The organism is Streptomyces sp. NPDC048353, from assembly GCF_055587165.1.
This window is the reverse complement of sequence record NZ_JBVJGU010000003.1, coordinates 373,128-391,717: the sequence shown is the minus strand read 5'-3', so window position 1 is coordinate 391,717 and position 18,590 is coordinate 373,128. Positions and strand designations below refer to the sequence as shown.

Annotated in this window: 4 protein-coding genes; 2 read left to right on the top strand and 2 right to left on the bottom strand. The window is 75.1% G+C overall.

Annotation, left to right across the window (positions count from 1 at the left end; genetic code table 11):
• Positions 1-51 precede the first annotated feature (51 nt).
• Positions 52-14,307: an amino acid adenylation domain-containing protein gene (locus ACZ6RC_RS12080; RefSeq protein ID WP_469581500.1), complete on the top strand. Its 14,256-nt coding sequence runs from the start codon at positions 52-54 to the stop codon at positions 14,305-14,307.
• Positions 14,304-14,513, top strand: a complete 210-nt coding sequence (locus ACZ6RC_RS12075) for an MbtH family protein (protein WP_391134918.1) — start codon at positions 14,304-14,306, stop codon at positions 14,511-14,513. The genes ACZ6RC_RS12080 and ACZ6RC_RS12075 overlap by 4 nt, the downstream gene beginning before the upstream one ends.
• A gap of 371 nt (positions 14,514-14,884) precedes the next feature.
• Here ACZ6RC_RS12075 and ACZ6RC_RS12070 read toward each other — a convergent pair whose 3' ends face one another.
• A complete protein-coding gene (locus ACZ6RC_RS12070) occupies positions 14,885-16,795 on the bottom strand; it encodes an ABC transporter ATP-binding protein (protein ID WP_391134915.1) in 1,911 nt (636 codons plus the stop codon).
• The gene (locus ACZ6RC_RS12065) at positions 16,792-18,489 is read right to left on the bottom strand and encodes an ABC transporter ATP-binding protein (protein WP_469581496.1); all 1,698 of its coding nucleotides are present in this window, start codon (positions 18,487-18,489) and stop codon (positions 16,792-16,794) included. The genes ACZ6RC_RS12070 and ACZ6RC_RS12065 overlap by 4 nt, the downstream gene beginning before the upstream one ends.
• Between the last annotated feature and the right edge of the window lie 101 nt (positions 18,490-18,590).

Below are 18,590 nucleotides of genomic sequence, written 5' to 3'. Positions count from 1 at the left end.
ACGCGCTCCGCACGCCACCGACGCACCACCAGGGAAAGGCCCTCACGAACGATGTTTGACGTCGAGTCGGACCGGACGTCCGCTTCCGGGATACCCGTCACGGGCGGCCAGTCCGGCATCTGGCTGGCCCAGCAGATCGAGCCGGAGGGCTCGGCCTACAACATCTCGTTCGTGCTCCAGCTCCGCGGCGACATCGACCTGGACCGGCTGACCTCCGCCGTCCGCCAGGCCTCCGAGGAAGCGGAGAGCCTGCACGTCCGCGTCGAGGACGTGAACGGCGCGGCGCGCCAGATCCCCACCCGCCACCCCGTCGAGGTGGCCCATGTCGACCTGCGGGGCGAGTCCGACCCCCAGCAGGCGGCCTACCGGTGGATGGACGCCGACCGCGACCGCCCCGCCGACCTCTCCGCCGGCCCGCTGTTCGCGCAGGCGCTCCTCCGGCTCGACGACGAGCGCGTCTGGTGGTTCCAGCGCTACCACCACATCGTCGTCGACGGCGCCGGCATCGCCGAGATCACCCGCCGCGCCGGCGACCTCTACTCCACCGACGAGCCGATCCCGGCCCCCGACTGGTCCCTCACCCGGCTCGTCCAGGCGGACACCGCCTACCGCGCCTCCGAGCAGTACGAGAGCGACCGCGCCTACTGGCGCGAGCGGATGGCCGGCCGCCCCGAGCCCGTCCGGCTCGTCGAGCGCGCCCACGCCCCGATGCGGCGCCGCGTCCGCCGCACCACCCAGCTCGACCCCAAGGCCGCCGCGGAGCTGCGCGCCCGGGCGACCGCCGCCGGCCGGTCGCTCTCCCGGCTCCTGATCGCCGCCTCGGCCGCCTATCTCCACCGCGCCACCGGCGAACAGGACCTCGTCCTCGGCCTGCCCGTCACCACCCGCCAGGACCCCGCGACCCGCCGCGTCCCCGGCATGGTCTCCAACATCCTGCCGCTGCGCCTGGCCGTCCGCCCCGACATGACCGGCACCGAGCTGCTGGACACCGTCCGCACGGCCGTCTCCGAGGCCGTCGCCCACAGCCGCTACCGCGCCGAGGACCTCGCACGGGACCTCGGCCTGGTCGACGGCGTCCAGGAACTCGTCGGCCCCACCGTCAACATCCTCCCGCAGCCCGAGGGCCTCCGCTTCGCCGGCGCCGACGCCGAGTTCGTGCCCTGCTGGCTCGGCCCCGTCAGCGACCTCGCCCTCACCTTCGGCGAGTTCGCCGAGGGCCACGGCCTGCGCATCCACCTCGACGCCGACGCCGAGGTCTGCGACGAGGCCACCCTCGCCGACCACGAGCGCCGCTTCCTCGCCGTCCTCGACGCCCTCACCGCCGACCCGGGCCTGCCCGTCGGGCACATCGAGCTGACCTCCGCCGCCGAACGCGCCCTGCTCCTCGACGAGTTCGGCGTGGCGCCGCGCCCCGCCCCCGAGCTGTCCTGGCCCGCCGCCTTCGAGGAGCGGGTACGCCTCGCCCCCGACGCCGTCGCCCTCGTCTGCGAGGACCGGGAACTGTCGTACGCGCAGCTCGACGGCGCCGCCAACCGCCTCGCCCGCCTCCTCGTCGCCCGCGGCACGGCCCGCGAGGACGTCGTCGCCGTCGCCCTGCCGCGCTCCCCGGAACTCGTCGTCGCCCTGCTGGCCGTGATGAAGGCCGGCGCCGCCTACCTGCCGCTGGACGCCGACCACCCCCAGGACCGCATCGCCTACATGCTGGACGACGCCGGCGCGCGGACCGTCGTCACCACCCGCGAGCTGGCCGACGGCCTGCCGGACACCCCCGGCACCGACCGCGTGCTCCTCGACGAGCCCGCCGTCGCAGCCGAGTGCGCCGCCCTCGACCCCACCGCCCCCGGCATCCCCGTCGCCCTCGGCCAGGCCGCGTACGTCATCTACACCTCCGGCTCCACCGGCCGCCCCAAGGGCGTCGTCGTCTCCCACGACGGCGTCGGCAGCCTCATCGCGACCGCCACCGACCGCATCGGCATCACCGCCGACAGCCGGGTCGTGCAGTTCGCGTCCGCCGGATTCGACGTGACGGTCTGGGACCTGATCATGTCGCTCTGCGTCGGCGGCCGCGTCATCGTGGTCCCCACCGAGCGCCGCGTCGCCGGACCCGCCCTCACCGACTACATCGCCCACCACCGCGCCACCCACATGATCCTGCCGCCGTCGCTCGTCTCGGCGCTGCCGCAGGAGTGCGCCCTGCCCGACGGCGCCGTGCTCGTCGTCGGCACGGAAGCCGTGCCGAGCGAACTCATCGCCCGCTGGGCCGGCCGCGTCCGGGTGGTCGTCGCGTACGGCCTCACCGAGGCCACCGTCAACTCCACGCTGTGGACCGCCGACGCCGACCGGCCGGGCCCCGCGCCCATCGGCAGGCCCGACCCCAACACCCGGACGTACGTCCTCGACTCCGCGCTGCGCCCGGTGCCCGTCGGCGCCGAGGGCGAGCTGTACGTCGGCGGGCGCGGCCTGGCCCGCGGCTACCTCGGCCGGCCCGGGCTCACCTCCGAGCGCTTCGTCGCCGACCCGTACGCCGACGAGCCCGGCGCCCGGATGTACCGCACCGGCGACCGGGTGCGCTGGAGCGCCGACGGCAACCTGGAGTTCCTCGGCCGCGCCGACGGACAGATCAAGATCCGCGGCCACCGCATCGAGCCCGGCGAGGTCGAGAGCGCCTTCATGGCCTGCCCCGGCGTCGCCCAGGCCGCCGTCCTCGTCCGCGAGGACCACCGCGGCGTCAAGCGCCTCGTCGCCTATCTCGTCGCCGAGGCCGGCACCGACGCCGACACCGCCGTCGCCGACGCCCGGGCCCGGATCGCCGACGCCCTCCCGGACTACATGGTCCCCTCCGCCCTCGTCCGCCTCGACGGGCCGCTGCCGCTCACGCCGAACGGCAAGCTCGACAGCCGCGCCCTGCCCGCGCCGCAGTGGACCGCGATGGCCGGCGACGACGCTCCCACCACCCCCGAGGAGACCGCGCTCGCCGCGCTCTTCGCCGAGGTGCTCGGCCTGCCCTCGGTCGGCGTCCACGACAGCTTCTTCGAACTGGGCGGCGACAGCATCGTCGCCATCCAGATGGTGAACCGCGCCCGGGAGGCCGGACTCGCCCTCACCCCGCGCGACGTGTTCCGGCAGCGCACGGTCGCCGCGCTCGCCAGGACCGCGGCCCCGATCGCCCCCGGCACCGCGCCGGCCCCGACGGTCGTCCTCGACGAGGACGCCCTGCCCGTCTCCCCGCTCCAGGAAGGTTTCTTCTTCCACGCCGCCTTCGACCGGGAGCACGGCGACCTGTACGTCGTCCAGGAGGTCCTCGACCTCGCCGGCGCCGTCGACCCCGAGCGGCTGCGCGCCGCCCTCCAGCTGACCCTGGACCGGCACCCGCTGCTGCGCGCCTCCTTCCGCCAGCTCCCCGGCGGCGAGGTCGTCCAGCGGCTCGCCGACCGCGTCACCCTGCCCTGGCGGGAGGCCGACACGGCCCGGACCGGCCTCGCCGACATCCTGCGCCAGGACCGCGCCGCAGGCTTCGACCTGGCCGCCCCGCCGCTGCTGCGCGCCACCCTGATCCGCGACGGGCAGCGCCACCGGCTGCTCCTCACCCTGCACCACATCATCGCCGACGGCTGGTCCGTCTCCGTGCTGCTGCGCGAACTCACCGCCGCCTACCGCGGCGACGCCCTGCCCGAGCCCGTCGCACCGCACGCCTACCTCTCCTGGCTTGCCGGCCGGGACCGCGACGCCGCCCGCGACGCCTGGGCCGGGGCGCTCGCCGGCCTCGAAGGACCGACCCGGCTGCCCGCCCTCGCCACCGACGACGCCGCCGGCGCCGCGCGCCGGGCCCAGCCCGAACACGTCGACCTGCGCCTGCCCGAGGTGTTCACCGCCGACCTGACCGCCCGCGCCCGGTCCCACGGCCTCACCCTCAGCACCGTCGTCAACGGCGCCTGGGCGCTGCTCCTCGGCGCGCTCACCGGCAGCCAGGACGTCGTGTTCGGCACCACCGTCTCCGGCCGCACCACCGAGGTCGCGGGCCTCGACGCCGCCGTGGGCCTCTTCATCAACACCCTCCCGGCCCGGGTGACCCTGCGCGCCGGCGAATCCCTCACCGACCTGCTGCGACGCGTCCAGGACGAGCACGCGGCGCTCCTGGACCACCAGCACCTCGGCCTCGCCGACATCCAGCGCGTCGCCGGCGGCGGCGAACTCTTCGACACCCTCGTCGTCTTCGAGAACTACCCGGCGGGCGACCTCGCCTCCGGCGGGGAGACCGGCACGCCGCTCGTCACCTCCGCCGAGGTGCTCGACGCCGTGCATTACCCCCTCGCGCTCATCGTCGAACCCCGCGACGGCCACCTCGCGCTGCGCTTCAAGTACGACGCGGCCCGCCTCGACCAGGTCACCGTCGCCGTCCTCGCGAACCGCTTCGAGACCCTGCTGCGCACCCTCACCACCGACCCCGGCCGCACCGTCGCCCGCCTCGGACTGCTCTCCGACCGCGAGGAGGAGCGCCTCACCGAGCTCAACGCCACCGCCCACCCGCTCCCCGACGACGGTGCCACCCTCGCCTCCCTCTTCGCCGCCCAGGCGGCACGCACCCCGGACGCCCCCGCCGTCGTCTTCGAGTCCACCACCCTCGGCTACGCCGAACTCGACCGGCGCGCCGAGGCGCTGGCCCGGCGCCTGCGGGCGCGCGGCGCGGGCCCCGAGCGGTTCGTCGCCGTCGCCGTGCCCCGCTCGGCGGAGCTGATGGTCGCCCTGCTCGCCGTCCACAAGGCGGGCGCCGCCTACCTCCCCGTCGACCTCGACTACCCCGCCGACCGGGTCGCGTTCATGCTCGGCGACTCCGGCGCCCGTACGGTCGTCACCACCGCCGCCTCGGCCGCACGGCTGCCCGCCGTACCGGGCCTGGAACACCTCCTCGTGGACCTGGCGGACGAGGACCCCGACGCACCGGCCGCCGACGCGCCCCCCGCCGTCCAGGCCGGACCCGACCACCCCGCCTACCTCATCTACACCTCCGGCTCCACCGGCCGCCCCAAGGGCGTCTCCGTCACCCACCGCGCGATCGTCAACCGACTCGCCTGGATGCAGGGCGAGTACGGCCTGACCGCCGACGACCGGGTGCTCCAGAAGACCCCGTCGAGCTTCGACGTGTCCGTCTGGGAGTTCTTCTGGGCGCTGACCGAGGGCGCCACCGTCGTCCTCGCCCGCCCCGACGGCCACCGCGACCCGGCGTACCTCGCCGAGCTGATCCGCACCGAGCGGATCACCACCACCCACTTCGTCCCGTCCATGCTGGCCGCGTTCGTGCAGGCCATGGAGGCCGCCCCCGGCGACGCCGACTGGGCCGCGAGCCTGCGCCGGGTCTTCTGCAGCGGCGAGGCGCTCACCGGGCCCGACGCCCGGCGCTGGTCCGCCCTGACGGCCCGCCCCGGCCGCGGCCCGGTGCCGCTGCACAACCTGTACGGGCCCACCGAGGCCGCCGTCGACGTGACCTCCTTCCCGTACGAGGGCGGCACCGAGCCGGCCGTCGCCATCGGCCGGCCCGTCTGGAACACCCGCCTGTACGTCCTCGACGCCTTCCTGCGGCCCGTCCCGGACGGTGTCCCCGGCGAGCTGTACCTCGCCGGCGTCCAGCTGGCCCGCGGCTACCACGACCGGCACGGCCTGACCGCCGAGCGGTTCGTCGCCGACCCCTTCGGGGAGCCCGGCACCCGCATGTACCGCACCGGCGACCTGGTCCGGCGCCGCGCCGACGGCGCCGTCGAATACCTCGGCCGCACCGACCGCCAGGTGAAGATCCGCGGCAACCGCATCGAACTGGGCGAGATAGAGGCCGCCCTCGCCGCCCTGCCCGGCGTCGGCCGCGCGGCCGTCATCGTCCGCGACGGCGCCCTCGTCGGCTACGCCGTGCCCGCCGCCGGGGCCACCGCCCCCGACGGCGACGCCCTGCTCGGCGCACTCGCCGCGGAGCTGCCCGCCAGCATGGTGCCCGGCGCCGTCGTCACCCTCGACGAACTGCCCCTGTCGCCGAGCGGGAAGCTCGACCAGAACGCCCTGCCCTCGCCGGCCGTCGCCCCCAAGACCGGCGGACGCGCGCCCCGCGACGCCCGCGAGAGCGCCCTCTGCGAGATCTTCACCGCCGTCCTCGGCACCCCGGGGATCGGCGCCGACGACGACTTCTTCATGCTCGGCGGCGACAGCCTCACCTCGATCGCCGTCGTCACCCAGGCCCGGGAAAGGGGACTGACCATCAGCCCGCGCGACGTGTTCGAGCACCGTACGCCCGCCGCGCTCGCCGCGGCGGCCCAGGAGGCTCCGGACCCCCGGCCCGACACCACGCCTCCCGCGGACGCGCCCGCCGCCCCCGCCGTCACCGTGTCGGCCACCGACGCCGGGCAGGCCGCCGCCGCGCTCCAGGCGATGCTGGCTCAGCAGAGCCTGTCCGGCGCGGCCGTCGACCCCGCGCTCCAGGCGCTCCTCGGACAGCTCACCGCCGCCGCGGCGACCCAGGCGGAGCCCCCGGCCCCCGCCCCGCTGGGCGGCCTCGAGCTGACCGACGAGGAGACCGCCCGCGTCGAGGCCGTCGCGGGGCTGCCCGTCGCCGACGTCTGGCCGCTCTCCCCGCTCCAGGAGGGCATGTACTTCCACGCGACCTACGACGCGGGCGACGCCCTCGACGTCTACCTGTCGCAGGAGAACCTCGACTTCGACCACCGCCTCGACGCCGACCGGCTCCGCGCCGCATGCCGGGCGCTCCTCGAACGCAACGCCAGCCTGCGCGCCGGGTTCACCAGCGACGGCCTGCCCCGGCCAGTGCAGTTCATCGCCGACGGCGCCGAGATCCCGCTCGTCGAGACCGACCTGTCCGCCCTGCCCGCCGACGAGCAGCGCGCCCGCCTCGACGACCTCCTCGCCGCCGACCGCCGCCGCCGCTTCGACCTGTCCGCACCGCCCCTGTGCCGCCTCCAGCTCGTCCGCCTCGGCGACGGACGCGACCGGCTCGTCGTCACCCACCACCTGATCCTGTGGGACGGCTGGTCCGCCTGGCTGTTCCTGGAGGAGCTGTTCACGCTGTACGAGCGCGGCGGCGACACCACAGGCCTGCCCGCCCCCGGCTCGTACCGCGACTACCTCGCCTGGCTCGACGAGCAGGACACCACCCAGGCCGTCGACGCCTGGCGCGGCGCCCTCGCCGGCTTCGACGAGCCGACCCTGGTCGCCCCGACCGGCCGCGACGCGGACCCGGTCATCCCGGCCGACTTCGACGCGCTGCTCACCCAGGAGACCAGCGACGCCCTGCGCGCCCTGGCCCGCCGCCACGGCCTCACCCTCAACACCGTCCTCAACGCCGCCTGGGGCCTCGTCCTCTCCGCGATGACCGGCCGCGGCGACGTCGCCTTCGGCACCGCCGTCGCCGGACGCCCCACGGACGTGCCGAACGTCGCCGGCATCATCGGCATGTTCCTCAACACGATCCCCGCACGGGTCGCCTTCACCCCCGACGAGCCGCTGCTCGACCTGCTGCGCCGCATGCAGACCGAGCGCGCCGCCGTCATGCCCTACGAATACGTCGGCCTCGGCACGCTCCAGCAGGAGACCGGCCACCGCCGCCTCTTCGACACCCTCTTCGTGCTCCGCTCCGCCGACGGCGAGGACCGGGCCGCCGCGCTCCGGCAGCGCCACGGCATCACCGACGTGACCAACGTCGACGGCACCCACTTCCCGCTGACCCTGATCGTCACCCCCGAGACCCGGCTCCGGGTCACCCTGGCGGCCCGCCCCGACCTCTTCGACGCCGAGGCGGCCACCACCATCCTCGGCCGGTTCACCACCGTCCTGGAGCGGCTCGCCGAAACCCTCGCCGCCCCGGACGCCGCAGGCGCCCGCACCGTCGGCGTGGACCTGCTGCTGCCCGCCGAGCGCGCCGCCCTGACGGCCGAGTGGGCCGCCAGCCGCGAGCCCGTACCCGACGAGACCATCGCCGACATGCTCACCGCCCAGGTCGCCCGCACCCCGGACGCCGTCGCGCTGGTCTTCGGCGAACGCGCCCTCACCTACGCCGAACTCGACGCGCACATCAACCGGATCGCCCGGCTGCTGCTCGCCCGCGGAGCCGGTCCGGAGAAGGTCGTCGCACTGGCCCTGCCCCGCTCCATCGACATGGTCGCCGCCCTCTTCGCCGTCCTGCGCACCGGCGCCGCCTACCTCCCGCTCGACCTGGACCACCCGGCCGACCGGCTCCGCCTCATGGTCGAGGACACCGGGCCGCTCTGCCTGGTCTCCACCGCCGCCGTCGCCCCCACCCTGCGCGGGGACAACGGCGCCGCCGCCCCCGAACTCCTCCTGGACGACGAGACCGTCGCCGCCGAACTCGCCGCCCTGCCCGGCGACGAGATCACCGACGCCGAACGCCCCGCGTTCGCCCACGGCCTGGCCGGCCGCCTGGAGCACCCGGCGTACGTCATCTACACCTCCGGCTCGACCGGCCGCCCCAAGGGCGTCGTCACCCCCTACCGGGGCCTGACGAACATGCAGCTCAACCACCAGAAGGAGATCTTCGACCCGGCCATCGCCTCGGCCGGCGGACGGCGCCTGCGCATCGCGCACACCGTCTCCTTCGCCTTCGACATGTCCTGGGAAGAGCTGCTCTGGCTCGTCGAGGGGCACGAGGTCCACGTCTGCGACGAGGAGCTGCGCCGCGATGCCGAGGCCCTGGTCGCCTACTGCGACGCTCACCGGGTCGATGTCGTCAACGTCACGCCCACCTACGCCCAGCTCCTCATCGAGGAAGGCCTCCTCGACCGGGACGAACAGGCCGGCAAGCACCGGCCCGCCCTCGTCCTGCTCGGCGGCGAGGCCGTCTCCGACACCGTGTGGACGAAGCTGCGCCGCACCGAGAGCACGTACGGCTACAACCTGTACGGACCGACCGAGTACACGATCAACACCCTCGGCGGCTCCACGACCGACAGCCCCACCCCCACGGTCGGCCTGCCCATCCGCAACACCCGCGCCTACGTCCTGGACACCATGCTGCGGCCCGTCCCGCCGGGCTGCCCGGGCGAGCTGTACATCGCCGGCACCGGCCTGGCCCGCGGCTACCACGACCGCCCCGGACTGAGCGCCGAGCGCTTCGTCGCCGACCCGTTCGGCGAGCCGGGCGAGCGGATGTACCGCACGGGCGACCTCGTCCGGCAGCGCCCCGACGGACTGCTCGACTTCCTCGGCCGCACCGACGACCAGGTCAAGATCCGCGGCTACCGCATCGAGCTGGGCGAGATCTCCACCGCCCTCTCCTCCCACCCCGACATCGCCCACGCGGCGGTCGTCGTCAACGAGAGCACCGGCACCAAGCGCCTGGTCGGCTACTTCGCGCCGGAGGACGGCGTCGCCGCCGACGACGACCTGGTCCAGCGGCTGCGCGACCACCTGAAGGCGGGCCTGCCCGACTACATGGTCCCCTCCGCGCTCGTCCCCGTGGACACCCTGCCGCTGACCGTCAACGGCAAGCTGGACGTCCGCGCCCTGCCCGCCCCCGACTTCGCCGGCACCGGCACCAGCCGCGCCCCGCGCACCCCCCGCGAGGAGACGCTCTGCGCCCTCTTCGCGGAGATCCTCGGCCTGGCCGAGGGCAGCGTCGGCATCGACAGCGACTTCTTCGAACTGGGCGGCCACTCGCTGCTGGCCACCCGCCTCGTCAGCCGGGCCCGCACCGCGCTCGACACCGAACTCGCCATCCGCGACCTGTTCGAGGCCCCCACGGTCGCCGAACTCGTCGAGCGCGCGGCCCGCTCCGGCGGCGCCGCCCGCCCCGCGCTGACCGCCGGGGAGCGCCCCGACGCGCTGCCGCTCTCCCACGCCCAGCAGCGCCTGTGGGTCATCCAGCAGATCGAATGCACCTCCGCCGCCTACAACTTCCCGCTGGTCATGCGGCTGCGCGGCGCCCTCGACGCCGACGCGTGGGAGGCCGCGCTCGCCGATGTGACCGCCCGCCACGAGGCCCTGCGCACGGTGTTCGTGGACAGCGACGGCCAGGCCGTCCAGCGCGTCCTGCCCGCCGCCCAGGCGCGGCCCGTGGTGGAACGGCTGCGCGCCGGCGAGGACGAGATCCCCGGCATCGTCGACGCCGCCACCAACCGGCCCTTCGATCTGGCCGCCGAACTGCCCCTGCGCGCCACGCTCGTGGAGCTGGCGCCCGAGGACCACGTCGTCGTCCTGCTGCTCCACCACATCACCACCGACGAGTGGTCCGACCGGCCGTTCCTCCGCGACCTGGCCGCCGCCTACGCCGCCCGCCTCGACGGCGCGGCCCCCGACTGGGAGCCGCTGCCCGTCCAGTACGCCGACTACGCCCTGTGGCAGCAGCGCCTCCTCGGCGACCCGGCCGACGCCGACAGCCTGGCCGCCCGCCAGCTGGAGTACTGGCGCACGACGCTGGACGGCGCCCCCGAGGAGCTGGAGCTGCCCACCGACCGGCCGCGCCCGGCCCGGCCGGCGTTCACCGGCGCCGAACTGGACATCGCCTTCGACACCGACGTCCACGAGGGTCTGAAGCGGCTCGCCCGCGAGACCGGCGCCAGCATGTTCATGGTGGCGCACGCCGCCGTCGCCGCCCTGCTGCACCGCATGGGCGCCGGGACGGACATCCCGCTCGGCTCGCCCATCGCGGGCCGCGGCGACGAGGCCCTGGACGACCTCGTCGGCTTCTTCGTCAACACGCTGGTGCTGCGCACCGACCTGAGCGGCGACCCGAGCTTCACGGAGCTCCTCGGCCGCGTCAGGGAGACCGACCTGGCAGCCTTCTCGCACGCGGACGTGCCCTTCGAGGCGGTCGTGGAGAAGCTCAACCCGACCCGCTCGCTCTCCCGGAATCCGCTGTTCCAGGTGATGGTCGGCTACCACGCCCGCACCGGCGACGGCCTCGAACTGCGCGGCCTGCACGCCGACTACGTCCCCTTCCGGGTCCGCTCGGCCAAGTTCGACCTGGTCTTCAGCTTCACCGAGCACACCCCGGCCGACGGCGGCACCGGCTCCCTGGCCTGCCGCCTGGAGTTCGCCACCGAGCTCTTCGACCAGGAGACCGCCGAGCGCCTCGGCGACCGCCTCCGCACGCTCGTCGCGGCCCTGGTCGCCGCCCCCGAGCGGCCCGTCTCCCGGGCCGAGATCCTCGGCGACGACGAGCGGCGACTGGTCCTGGAGGGCTTCAACGCCACCGCCCGCGACGTCGACGAGGAGACCTTCCCCGCGCTCTTCGCCCGGCGGCTCGCCGAGCGCCCCGACGCGGTCGCCGTCGTCGACCGCTCCCGCTCCGTGACGTACGAGCGGCTGGACGCCCGCGCCAACCGCATCGCACGCCTCCTCGCCGCCCGCGGCGTGGGCGCCGAGAGCGTCGTCGGCGTCGCCGTGCCCCGCTCGGTCGACATGGTCGCCACGGTCCTCGCCGCCCTGAAGCTGGGCGCCGCGTTCCTGCCGCTCGACCTGGTCCACCCGGCCGACCGCCTCACCTACATGGTCGAGGACTCCCGGGCCGCCCTCGTCGTCGGCACCGAGCCGGTCGCCGGCAAGATCCCCGACGTGCCGGGCGTCCCCGTCGTCCTCCTCGACGACCCGGCGACCGCCACCGAGCTGGACGCCCTGCCCGAGACCCCCGTCGACGGCGGACCGGTCGGCCTGGACCAGGCCGCGTACGTCATCTACACCTCCGGCTCCACGGGCCGCCCCAAGGGCGTCATCGTCCCCCACGAGGGCATCGCCAGCCTGGTCGCCACCGCCGTCGACCGGATGGGCCTGGAGCGCGACAGCCGCGTCCTGCAGTTCGCGTCCATCGGCTTCGACGTCTTCGCCTTCGAACTGTCGATGGCGCTCTGCCACGGCGGGCGGCTCGTCCTCATCACGGACGAGGCCCGGGTCGCCGGCCCGGCGCTCACGGACTTCCTCGCCGACCAGCGGATCACCCACATGATCCTGCCGCCGTCCCTGGTGTCCGCGCTGCCGCCCGGCTGCGAACTGCCCGAGGGATCGACCGTCCTCGTCGGCACCGAGACCGTGCCGCCGGACCTCTTCGAGCGCTTCGGCGCCACCGCCCACCTGATCTGCGCCTACGGGCTCACCGAGGCGACGGTCAACTCCACGCTGTGGCCCGCCCGCGAGCAGACCGGCCGCCCGACCGGCCGCGTGCCGATCGGCCGCCCCGACCCCAACACCCGCTGCTACGTCCTCGACGACCACCTGCGGCCGGTCCCGCCCGGCGTCGCCGGCGAGCTGTACGTCTCCGGACGCGGCCTCGCCCGCGGCTACCTCGGCAAGGCCGCGCTGACCTCCGAGCGGTTCGTCGCCGACCCGTACGGCCCGCCCGGCAGCCGGATGTACCGCACCGGCGACCGCGCCCGCTGGCGCGCCGACGGCAACGTCGACTTCCTCGGACGCGTCGACACCCAGGTGAAGGTGCGCGGCTTCCGCATCGAACTCGGCGAGATCGAGGCGGTCCTCACCTCGCACCCGTCGGTGGCCCAGGCCGCCGTGGTCCCCGACCGCGACGGCGACATCGTCCGCCTGGTCGGCTACGCCGTACCCGAGACCGGGGAGCTGGACCCGCAGGAGCTGCGCGCCCACGTGGCGGGCGTCCTGCCGGAGTACATGGTCCCGGCGCTCGTCGTCCCCCTGGACGGGCCGCTGCCGCTGACCCCCAACGGCAAGCTCGACCGCAAGGCGCTGCCCGCGCCGGACTGGGCGGGCATGACCGGCGACACCCAGCCGACGAACGGGACACAGGCGAAGCTCGCCGAGCTGTTCTGCGACATCCTCAAGCTGGAGAAGGTCGGCATCCACGACAACTTCTTCGCGCTCGGCGGCCACTCGATGGCCTCCATGCGGCTCCTGGGCCGCATCCGGGCCGCCTTCGGGGTCGAGCTGAGCATCCGCGACGTCTTCGACGCGCTGACCGTCGCCGGCCTGGAGGGCAAGCTGAAGGGCGCGGCCGCCGCCCGCCCGGCACTCCGGCCGGCGGAGGCCGGCCGGGAACCGCTCCCGGCCGCCCCGGTCCAGCGCTGGCAGTGGGACGCCTCCCGCCGCCACCCGCGCTTCGACCACGCCCTCGTGCTGCGCTCGCCCGGCGGCGGACTGGACGCGGAGGCCCTCGCGGCCGCCCTCGCCGACGTGGCGGCCCGCCACGAGCCGCTGCGGACGGCGTTCACGGAGCTCGACGGCGCCGTGCGCCACCGCGCCGCCGAACCCCCGGTCCTCGTCCGCGAGGCGTGCGCCGACCTGGAGACCCGTCTGTCGGAGCTGGCCGCGGGGGCCCCGGAGCCGGAGCGCGCGGCACCGCTCGCCGCGCACCTCCTGACGGAGACGTCGGGAGACCAGGCGCTGCTCCTGACCATGCACTACCTCACGGTGGACGAATGGTCGGTCGTGCCGCTCTTCCGCGACCTGACGGCGGCCTACACGGCCCGCACCGAGGGCCGCGCCCCCGAGTGGCAGCCGCTGCCCGTCTCGTACGGGGACTACAGCCGCTGGGCCCGCGAGGTCCTGGGCGACCTCGACGACCCGGACAGCCGGGGCGCCCGTCAGCTCGCCTACTGGCGGGAGACGCTGAAGGACGTACCGGCCGAGCTGGCGCTCCCCACCGACGGCTCCGGCGCGACCGAGCACGGCGCCGACCACGTCGGCTTCGTCCTGGACGAGCCGCTGCACGCGGCCGTGGACGATCTGGCCCGGGCGACCGGCACCAGCATGTTCATGGTCCTGCACTCCGCCCTGGCGGCGCTGCTCACCGCGCACGGGGCGGGCACCGACCTGCCGATCGGCACGATGGTGGCCGGCCGCACGGACGACCAACTGGCCGACCTGGTGGGCTGCTTCTTCAACACGGTCGTGCTGCGCACCGACACGGCGGGCGACCCGACGTTCGCGGAGTTGCTGTCCCGCGTACGGGAGACCACGCTGAGCGCGCTCGACCGCCAGGAAGTCCCGTTCGACGAGGTGGTCCGGGCGACCGGGCTGCCCGCCGAGGGCCCGCAGGTCATGGTCATCCACCACGAACAGGCGGACCTGGACCAGCTGGAAGGCGGCGTCGGCTCCCTCGACGCCGTGCCGACCGGCTCGACGCGGGCCCGACTGACCCTCAGCTTCTACGAGCCGCGGGGCGAGGGCCCCGTCCACTGCGGGCTGATCCACGCGACCGACCTGTTCGGCGCCGCCAAGGCACGGCGGCTCGCCGACGAACTTCAGAGGCTGCTGCGCACCGTGGCCGCCGACCCCGAGCAGCCGCTTTCGGAGCTGTTCACCGCCATGTCCACAAGGAGTGAAACCGCATGAGCACCAACCCGTTCGAGGACCCGCAGGGCCGCTTCCTGGTCCTGGTCAACGAGGAGAACCAGCACTCGCTGTGGCCGTCCTTCGCGGAGGTACCGGCCGGCTGGCGCACCGTCTTCGGTGAGGACACGCGAGAGGGCTGCCTGGCCTACGTCGAGTCCCACTGGACGGACCTGCGCCCCGCGAGCCTCGCGTCGGAACAGGGCTGACGCCCGGCGCCGACAAGGCCTGAGCCGACTGGCGCCGCCGCCCGTGGAGAGACCACTCTCCACGGGCGGCGGCGTTTCGGGTGGGGGAGGGGCCCCCGGCCGACCCGGCCGCAACAACCCCGGGCCACAACAGCCCCGGGCCGCAACAGCTCCCGTTCGCGCGGTGCCCGGCGTACCGGCCCCGCAGCGCCCCCGTGCCGTACGCCCGCCTCACGTACCGGCCCCGCAGCCCCCGCGGTACGCCTGCGCCCCCGGCACCGGCCCCGCGCCCCCGGAACGTCAAAGAGCCCCCGCCCGATGGGCGGGGGCTCTTCTCGTGGCCCGGTGGCGGCGGGTGCCGCCGGGTCACGGGTCGGGGTGGGGCCGTGGGGTCAGGCGGGCACCGTCGGCTCGTGGCGGCTGGCGGACCAGGCCGACCAGAGTTCGGCGTAGCGGCCGCCCGCCGCGACCAGTTCGTCGTGGGTGCCGGTCTCGACGACGCGGCCCTGGTCCAGGACCACGACGCGGTCCGCCGTGGCGGCCTGGGGGAGGCGGTGGGCGACCATCAGGCCCGTGCGGCCCTCCAGCGCGCGCAGGGCGGCGGTCTCCAGGACACGGGCGCCCGCGCTGCCCGCGTCGGCGGTCGCCTCGTCGAGAATGGCGATGGGCGGGTCGGTGAGGACCAGCCGGGCCAGCGCCAGGTGCTGGGCCTGGGTCACCGTCAGACGGTGGCCCCCCTCGCCCACGACCGTCGACAGCCCGTCCGGCAGCGCCTCGGCCCACTCCAGCGCCCCGACGCGGTCCAGCGCCGTGCGCAGCTCCTCGTCCGTCGCCTCGGGGCGGGCCAGCCGCAGGTCCTCCGCCAGCGGTCCGGCGAAGACGTGGACCTCCTGGCTGATCAGGGTGACCGCCCGCCGGACCCCGGCGGGGCCCAGCTCCCGGCTGTCCACGCCGCCCAGGGAGATCACGCCGGACGCCGGGTCGTGGACGCCGGCGATGAGCTTGGCGAGCGTGGTCTTGCCCGCGCCGCTGGCGCCGACCAGGGCGACCCGCTCCCCGGACCGTACGTCCAGGTCGACGTCGGCCAGCACCGGGTGCCCGTCGACGTAGGAGTGGCCGAGGCCGGACACCTTGACCGAACCGTCCACCGGCGTAGCCGCCTTCTCCTCGGGCTCCCGCTCGGCGGGCAGGCTCGACACGCCGACCAGCCGGGCGAGGCTCGCCCCCGCGGACTGGGCGTCGTCGATGAGGAAGAGCGCGGCGTTGATCGGGTTGAACAGGCCGTGGAAGTAGAGCGCCGCCGCGGTCGCCGTACCGATGCTCACCGCGCCCCCGTCGACCAGCAGGAAGCCGGTGACGAGGATCGACGCCATGCCGATGAACTCGGCGGCGTTGAGACGGGAGAAGAAGCCGGAGATCAGGCGCATGCCCCCGGCGGCCAGGTCGACCGCCGCCTGGGAACGCCGGTCCAGCAGGTCCGCGTGCCGGTCGGTCAGCCGGAACGCCCGTACGGTACGGACCCCGCCGACGCTGTCGAGCAGCTGGTGCTGCAGGGCGCCGGTGGCGACCCGGTGCTCGGCGTAGATCTTCGAGGCGCGCGGGATGTACCAGCGCACGGTGAGGATGTGGATCGGCACGGCCAGCAGGACGGCCGGCAGGAAACGCCAGTCGAGGACGGTGAGGCCCGCCAGCGTCAGGACGATGGTGAGGAAGGCGGTCGCGAACTCGGGCAGCGCCTGCCGGACCGCGCGCGCGATCAGGGTGACGTCACCCGTCACGCGCGAGGTCAGGTCGCCCGAGCCGGCCCGCTCGACCCGTTCGAGCGGCAGCCGCAGCGCCCGGGCGATGAACCGCTCCCGCAGGTCCGCGAGGATCGTCTCGCCGAGCCGGGCCACGAGCGACTTCCCGATCGCGGTGGCGATGCCCCTGGCGAGGGCCACCACGAGGAGCAGCACCATCGGGACGGTCAGGGCCGCCGCGCCGCGGCGGTCCACGACGAGGTCGACGATGCGTCCGAGCAGCGGGGCGGTCAGCAGTCCGATCGCGGTGCCGAGGACCAGGACGGTCACCGCGCCCACCGCCAGGAGGCGGTGACGGCGCAGCAGTTCCCGTACGACGGCGAGGGTCCGGGCGCCGGTGGCGGTGGGCAGGAGCTCGCGCTCGGGCGTGCCGGGTCCGCTCATCGTCCGTCCTTCGTCCTTCGCCTCTGACGGCCGGGTGTCCTGGCCTTCGGTGGTGCCCGGGGGAGTGTCCCCGATGGTGCCGGGGGCCGTGCCTTCGGTGGTGTCGCGCGGGGGCGTCATGCCAGCACCGCCGTGCGGTACGACGCGTGGGCGGCGACCAGTTCGGGGTGGCTGCCCTCGGCGGTCACGGCCCCGTCGTCGAGGACCACCACGACGTCGGTCCCCGCGAGCAGGGCCGGGCTGGTGGTGACGAGGATCGTGGTCCTGCCCCGGCGCAGGTCCCGCAGCCGGGCGGCGATCCTGGCCTCGGTGACCGTGTCGACGGCGGTGGTCGGGTCGTGGACGACCAGGACCGGCGGGTCGGCGGCGAGGGCGCGGGCGAGCGCCACCCGCTGACGCTGGCCGCCGGAGAGCGAACGGCCCCGTTCGGTGAGGACGGTGTCCACGCCCTGGGGCAGGGCCTGGGCGACGTCGTCCGCCGTGGCGGCGGCGAGCGCCGGGCCGACGTCCGCGGTGCCCGTGCCCGTTCCGGCCCGTACGTTGGCGAGGAGGCTCTCCTCGAAGAGGTCGGCGTCGTGGTGCGCGACCAGGATCGCGCGGCGGAGGTCGCCGGGGTCGAGGTCGGTCAGCGGGACGCCGTCGAGCTCGACGGTCCCTTCGGCGGGGTCGAGTTCCCGGCCGAGGCAGAGGAGCAGGTCGTTCGCGGTGGCCGGGTCCTTGGTGACCACGCCGACGACGCTGCCGGCGGCGATGTCGAGGTCGACGCCGCGCAGGGCGCCGTGGGTGACGCCCCGCAGCCGCAGCCGTCCGGCGATCCGCTCGGGCAGCGGGGTCGCGCCGGCCGTGACGGCGGGGGGCGAGGCGAGGACCTCGGCGATCCGGTCGGCGGACGCCCGGGCCTGGGCGACCTCTCCGTTGACGTAGGTGAGGAGCTGGAAGGGGCCGAGGAGGTACTGGGCGAGGCCGACCGCGGCGACCAGCTCGCCGACGCTGATCGTGCCGCGCATCGCGAGATGGGCGCCGAAGAGTCCGATGACCGCGATGAAGACGCCCGTCAGGGCGAGGATCGCGCCGTCGTGCCAGGCCCGGCTGTTGGCGGCCCGCAGGGCGGCCGCCAGGGAGCCGCGGCTCGTCTCCCGGTAGCGCGCGACCGCCGCCGGCTCGGCGCCGATGCCCTTCAGGACGCGCAGTCCTGCGACCAGGTCGGCGGCGACGCCGGAGGCGTGGGCGGCGTGCTCCTGCTCGGCCTCGCTGCGCCGCTCCAGCGGGCGGCTGATGAGGTGGCCGATCCACAGCAGGGGCGGGACGCCGAGGAGGACGAGCAGGCCGAGCGGCACGGAGATGCGCAGGAGCGCCACCGCGCTGATGGCGAGTCCGGTCAGCGCGGAGAGGGCGTACGGCAGCGCGGAGGCGACCGAGCCGACCCGGCGGGCGTCGCCGGTCGCGACGGCGGTCAGCGCGCCGGTCAGCCGGCCGGTGTCGGCGCCGCCCCGCGGGTCGAGCACCCGGGCGGCGAGATCCTGCCGGATCCGGTGGGCGGCGCTCTCTCCGGCGCCCTCGGTGAGCCGCGCGGAGATGCGGTAGCACGTCGAGAGGACGAGGAAGAGGACGGCGAGCACCAGCAGCCAGCGCAGCAGCGCTCCCGAGGACCCGGTCGCGACCGCCTCGTCGATGACCAGGCCGATGACGACGGGGACGAGTGCCTCGCACGCCTGGTGCGCCATGGCGAGGAACGATGCCCCGCCGACCCGGCGACGTTGGTCACCGAGGGCTCTGCGGAGGACGTGGCCTCCCGTTGGTCCTCCAGCGGGCATGCGGATCCTCCACGAGACGGGGGGTGGTTAGGTAAGGCTACCTTAAATATGGTCGCTGCTAAGACGTCCTGCGGGGCCCCTGGGAGAGGAGGGGTGTACGT

Excerpts from the sequence above, each read along its gene's own strand:
- ACZ6RC_RS12080 (WP_469581500.1), top strand. The coding sequence starts at position 52 with ATGTTTGACGTCGAGTCGGACCGGACGTCCGCTTCCGGGATACCCGTC.
- ACZ6RC_RS12070 (WP_391134915.1), bottom strand. The coding sequence starts at position 16,795 with ATGACGCCCCCGCGCGACACCACCGAAGGCACGGCCCCCGGCACCATC.
- ACZ6RC_RS12075 (WP_391134918.1), top strand. The coding sequence starts at position 14,304 with ATGAGCACCAACCCGTTCGAGGACCCGCAGGGCCGCTTCCTGGTCCTG.
- ACZ6RC_RS12065 (WP_469581496.1), bottom strand. The coding sequence starts at position 18,489 with ATGCCCGCTGGAGGACCAACGGGAGGCCACGTCCTCCGCAGAGCCCTC.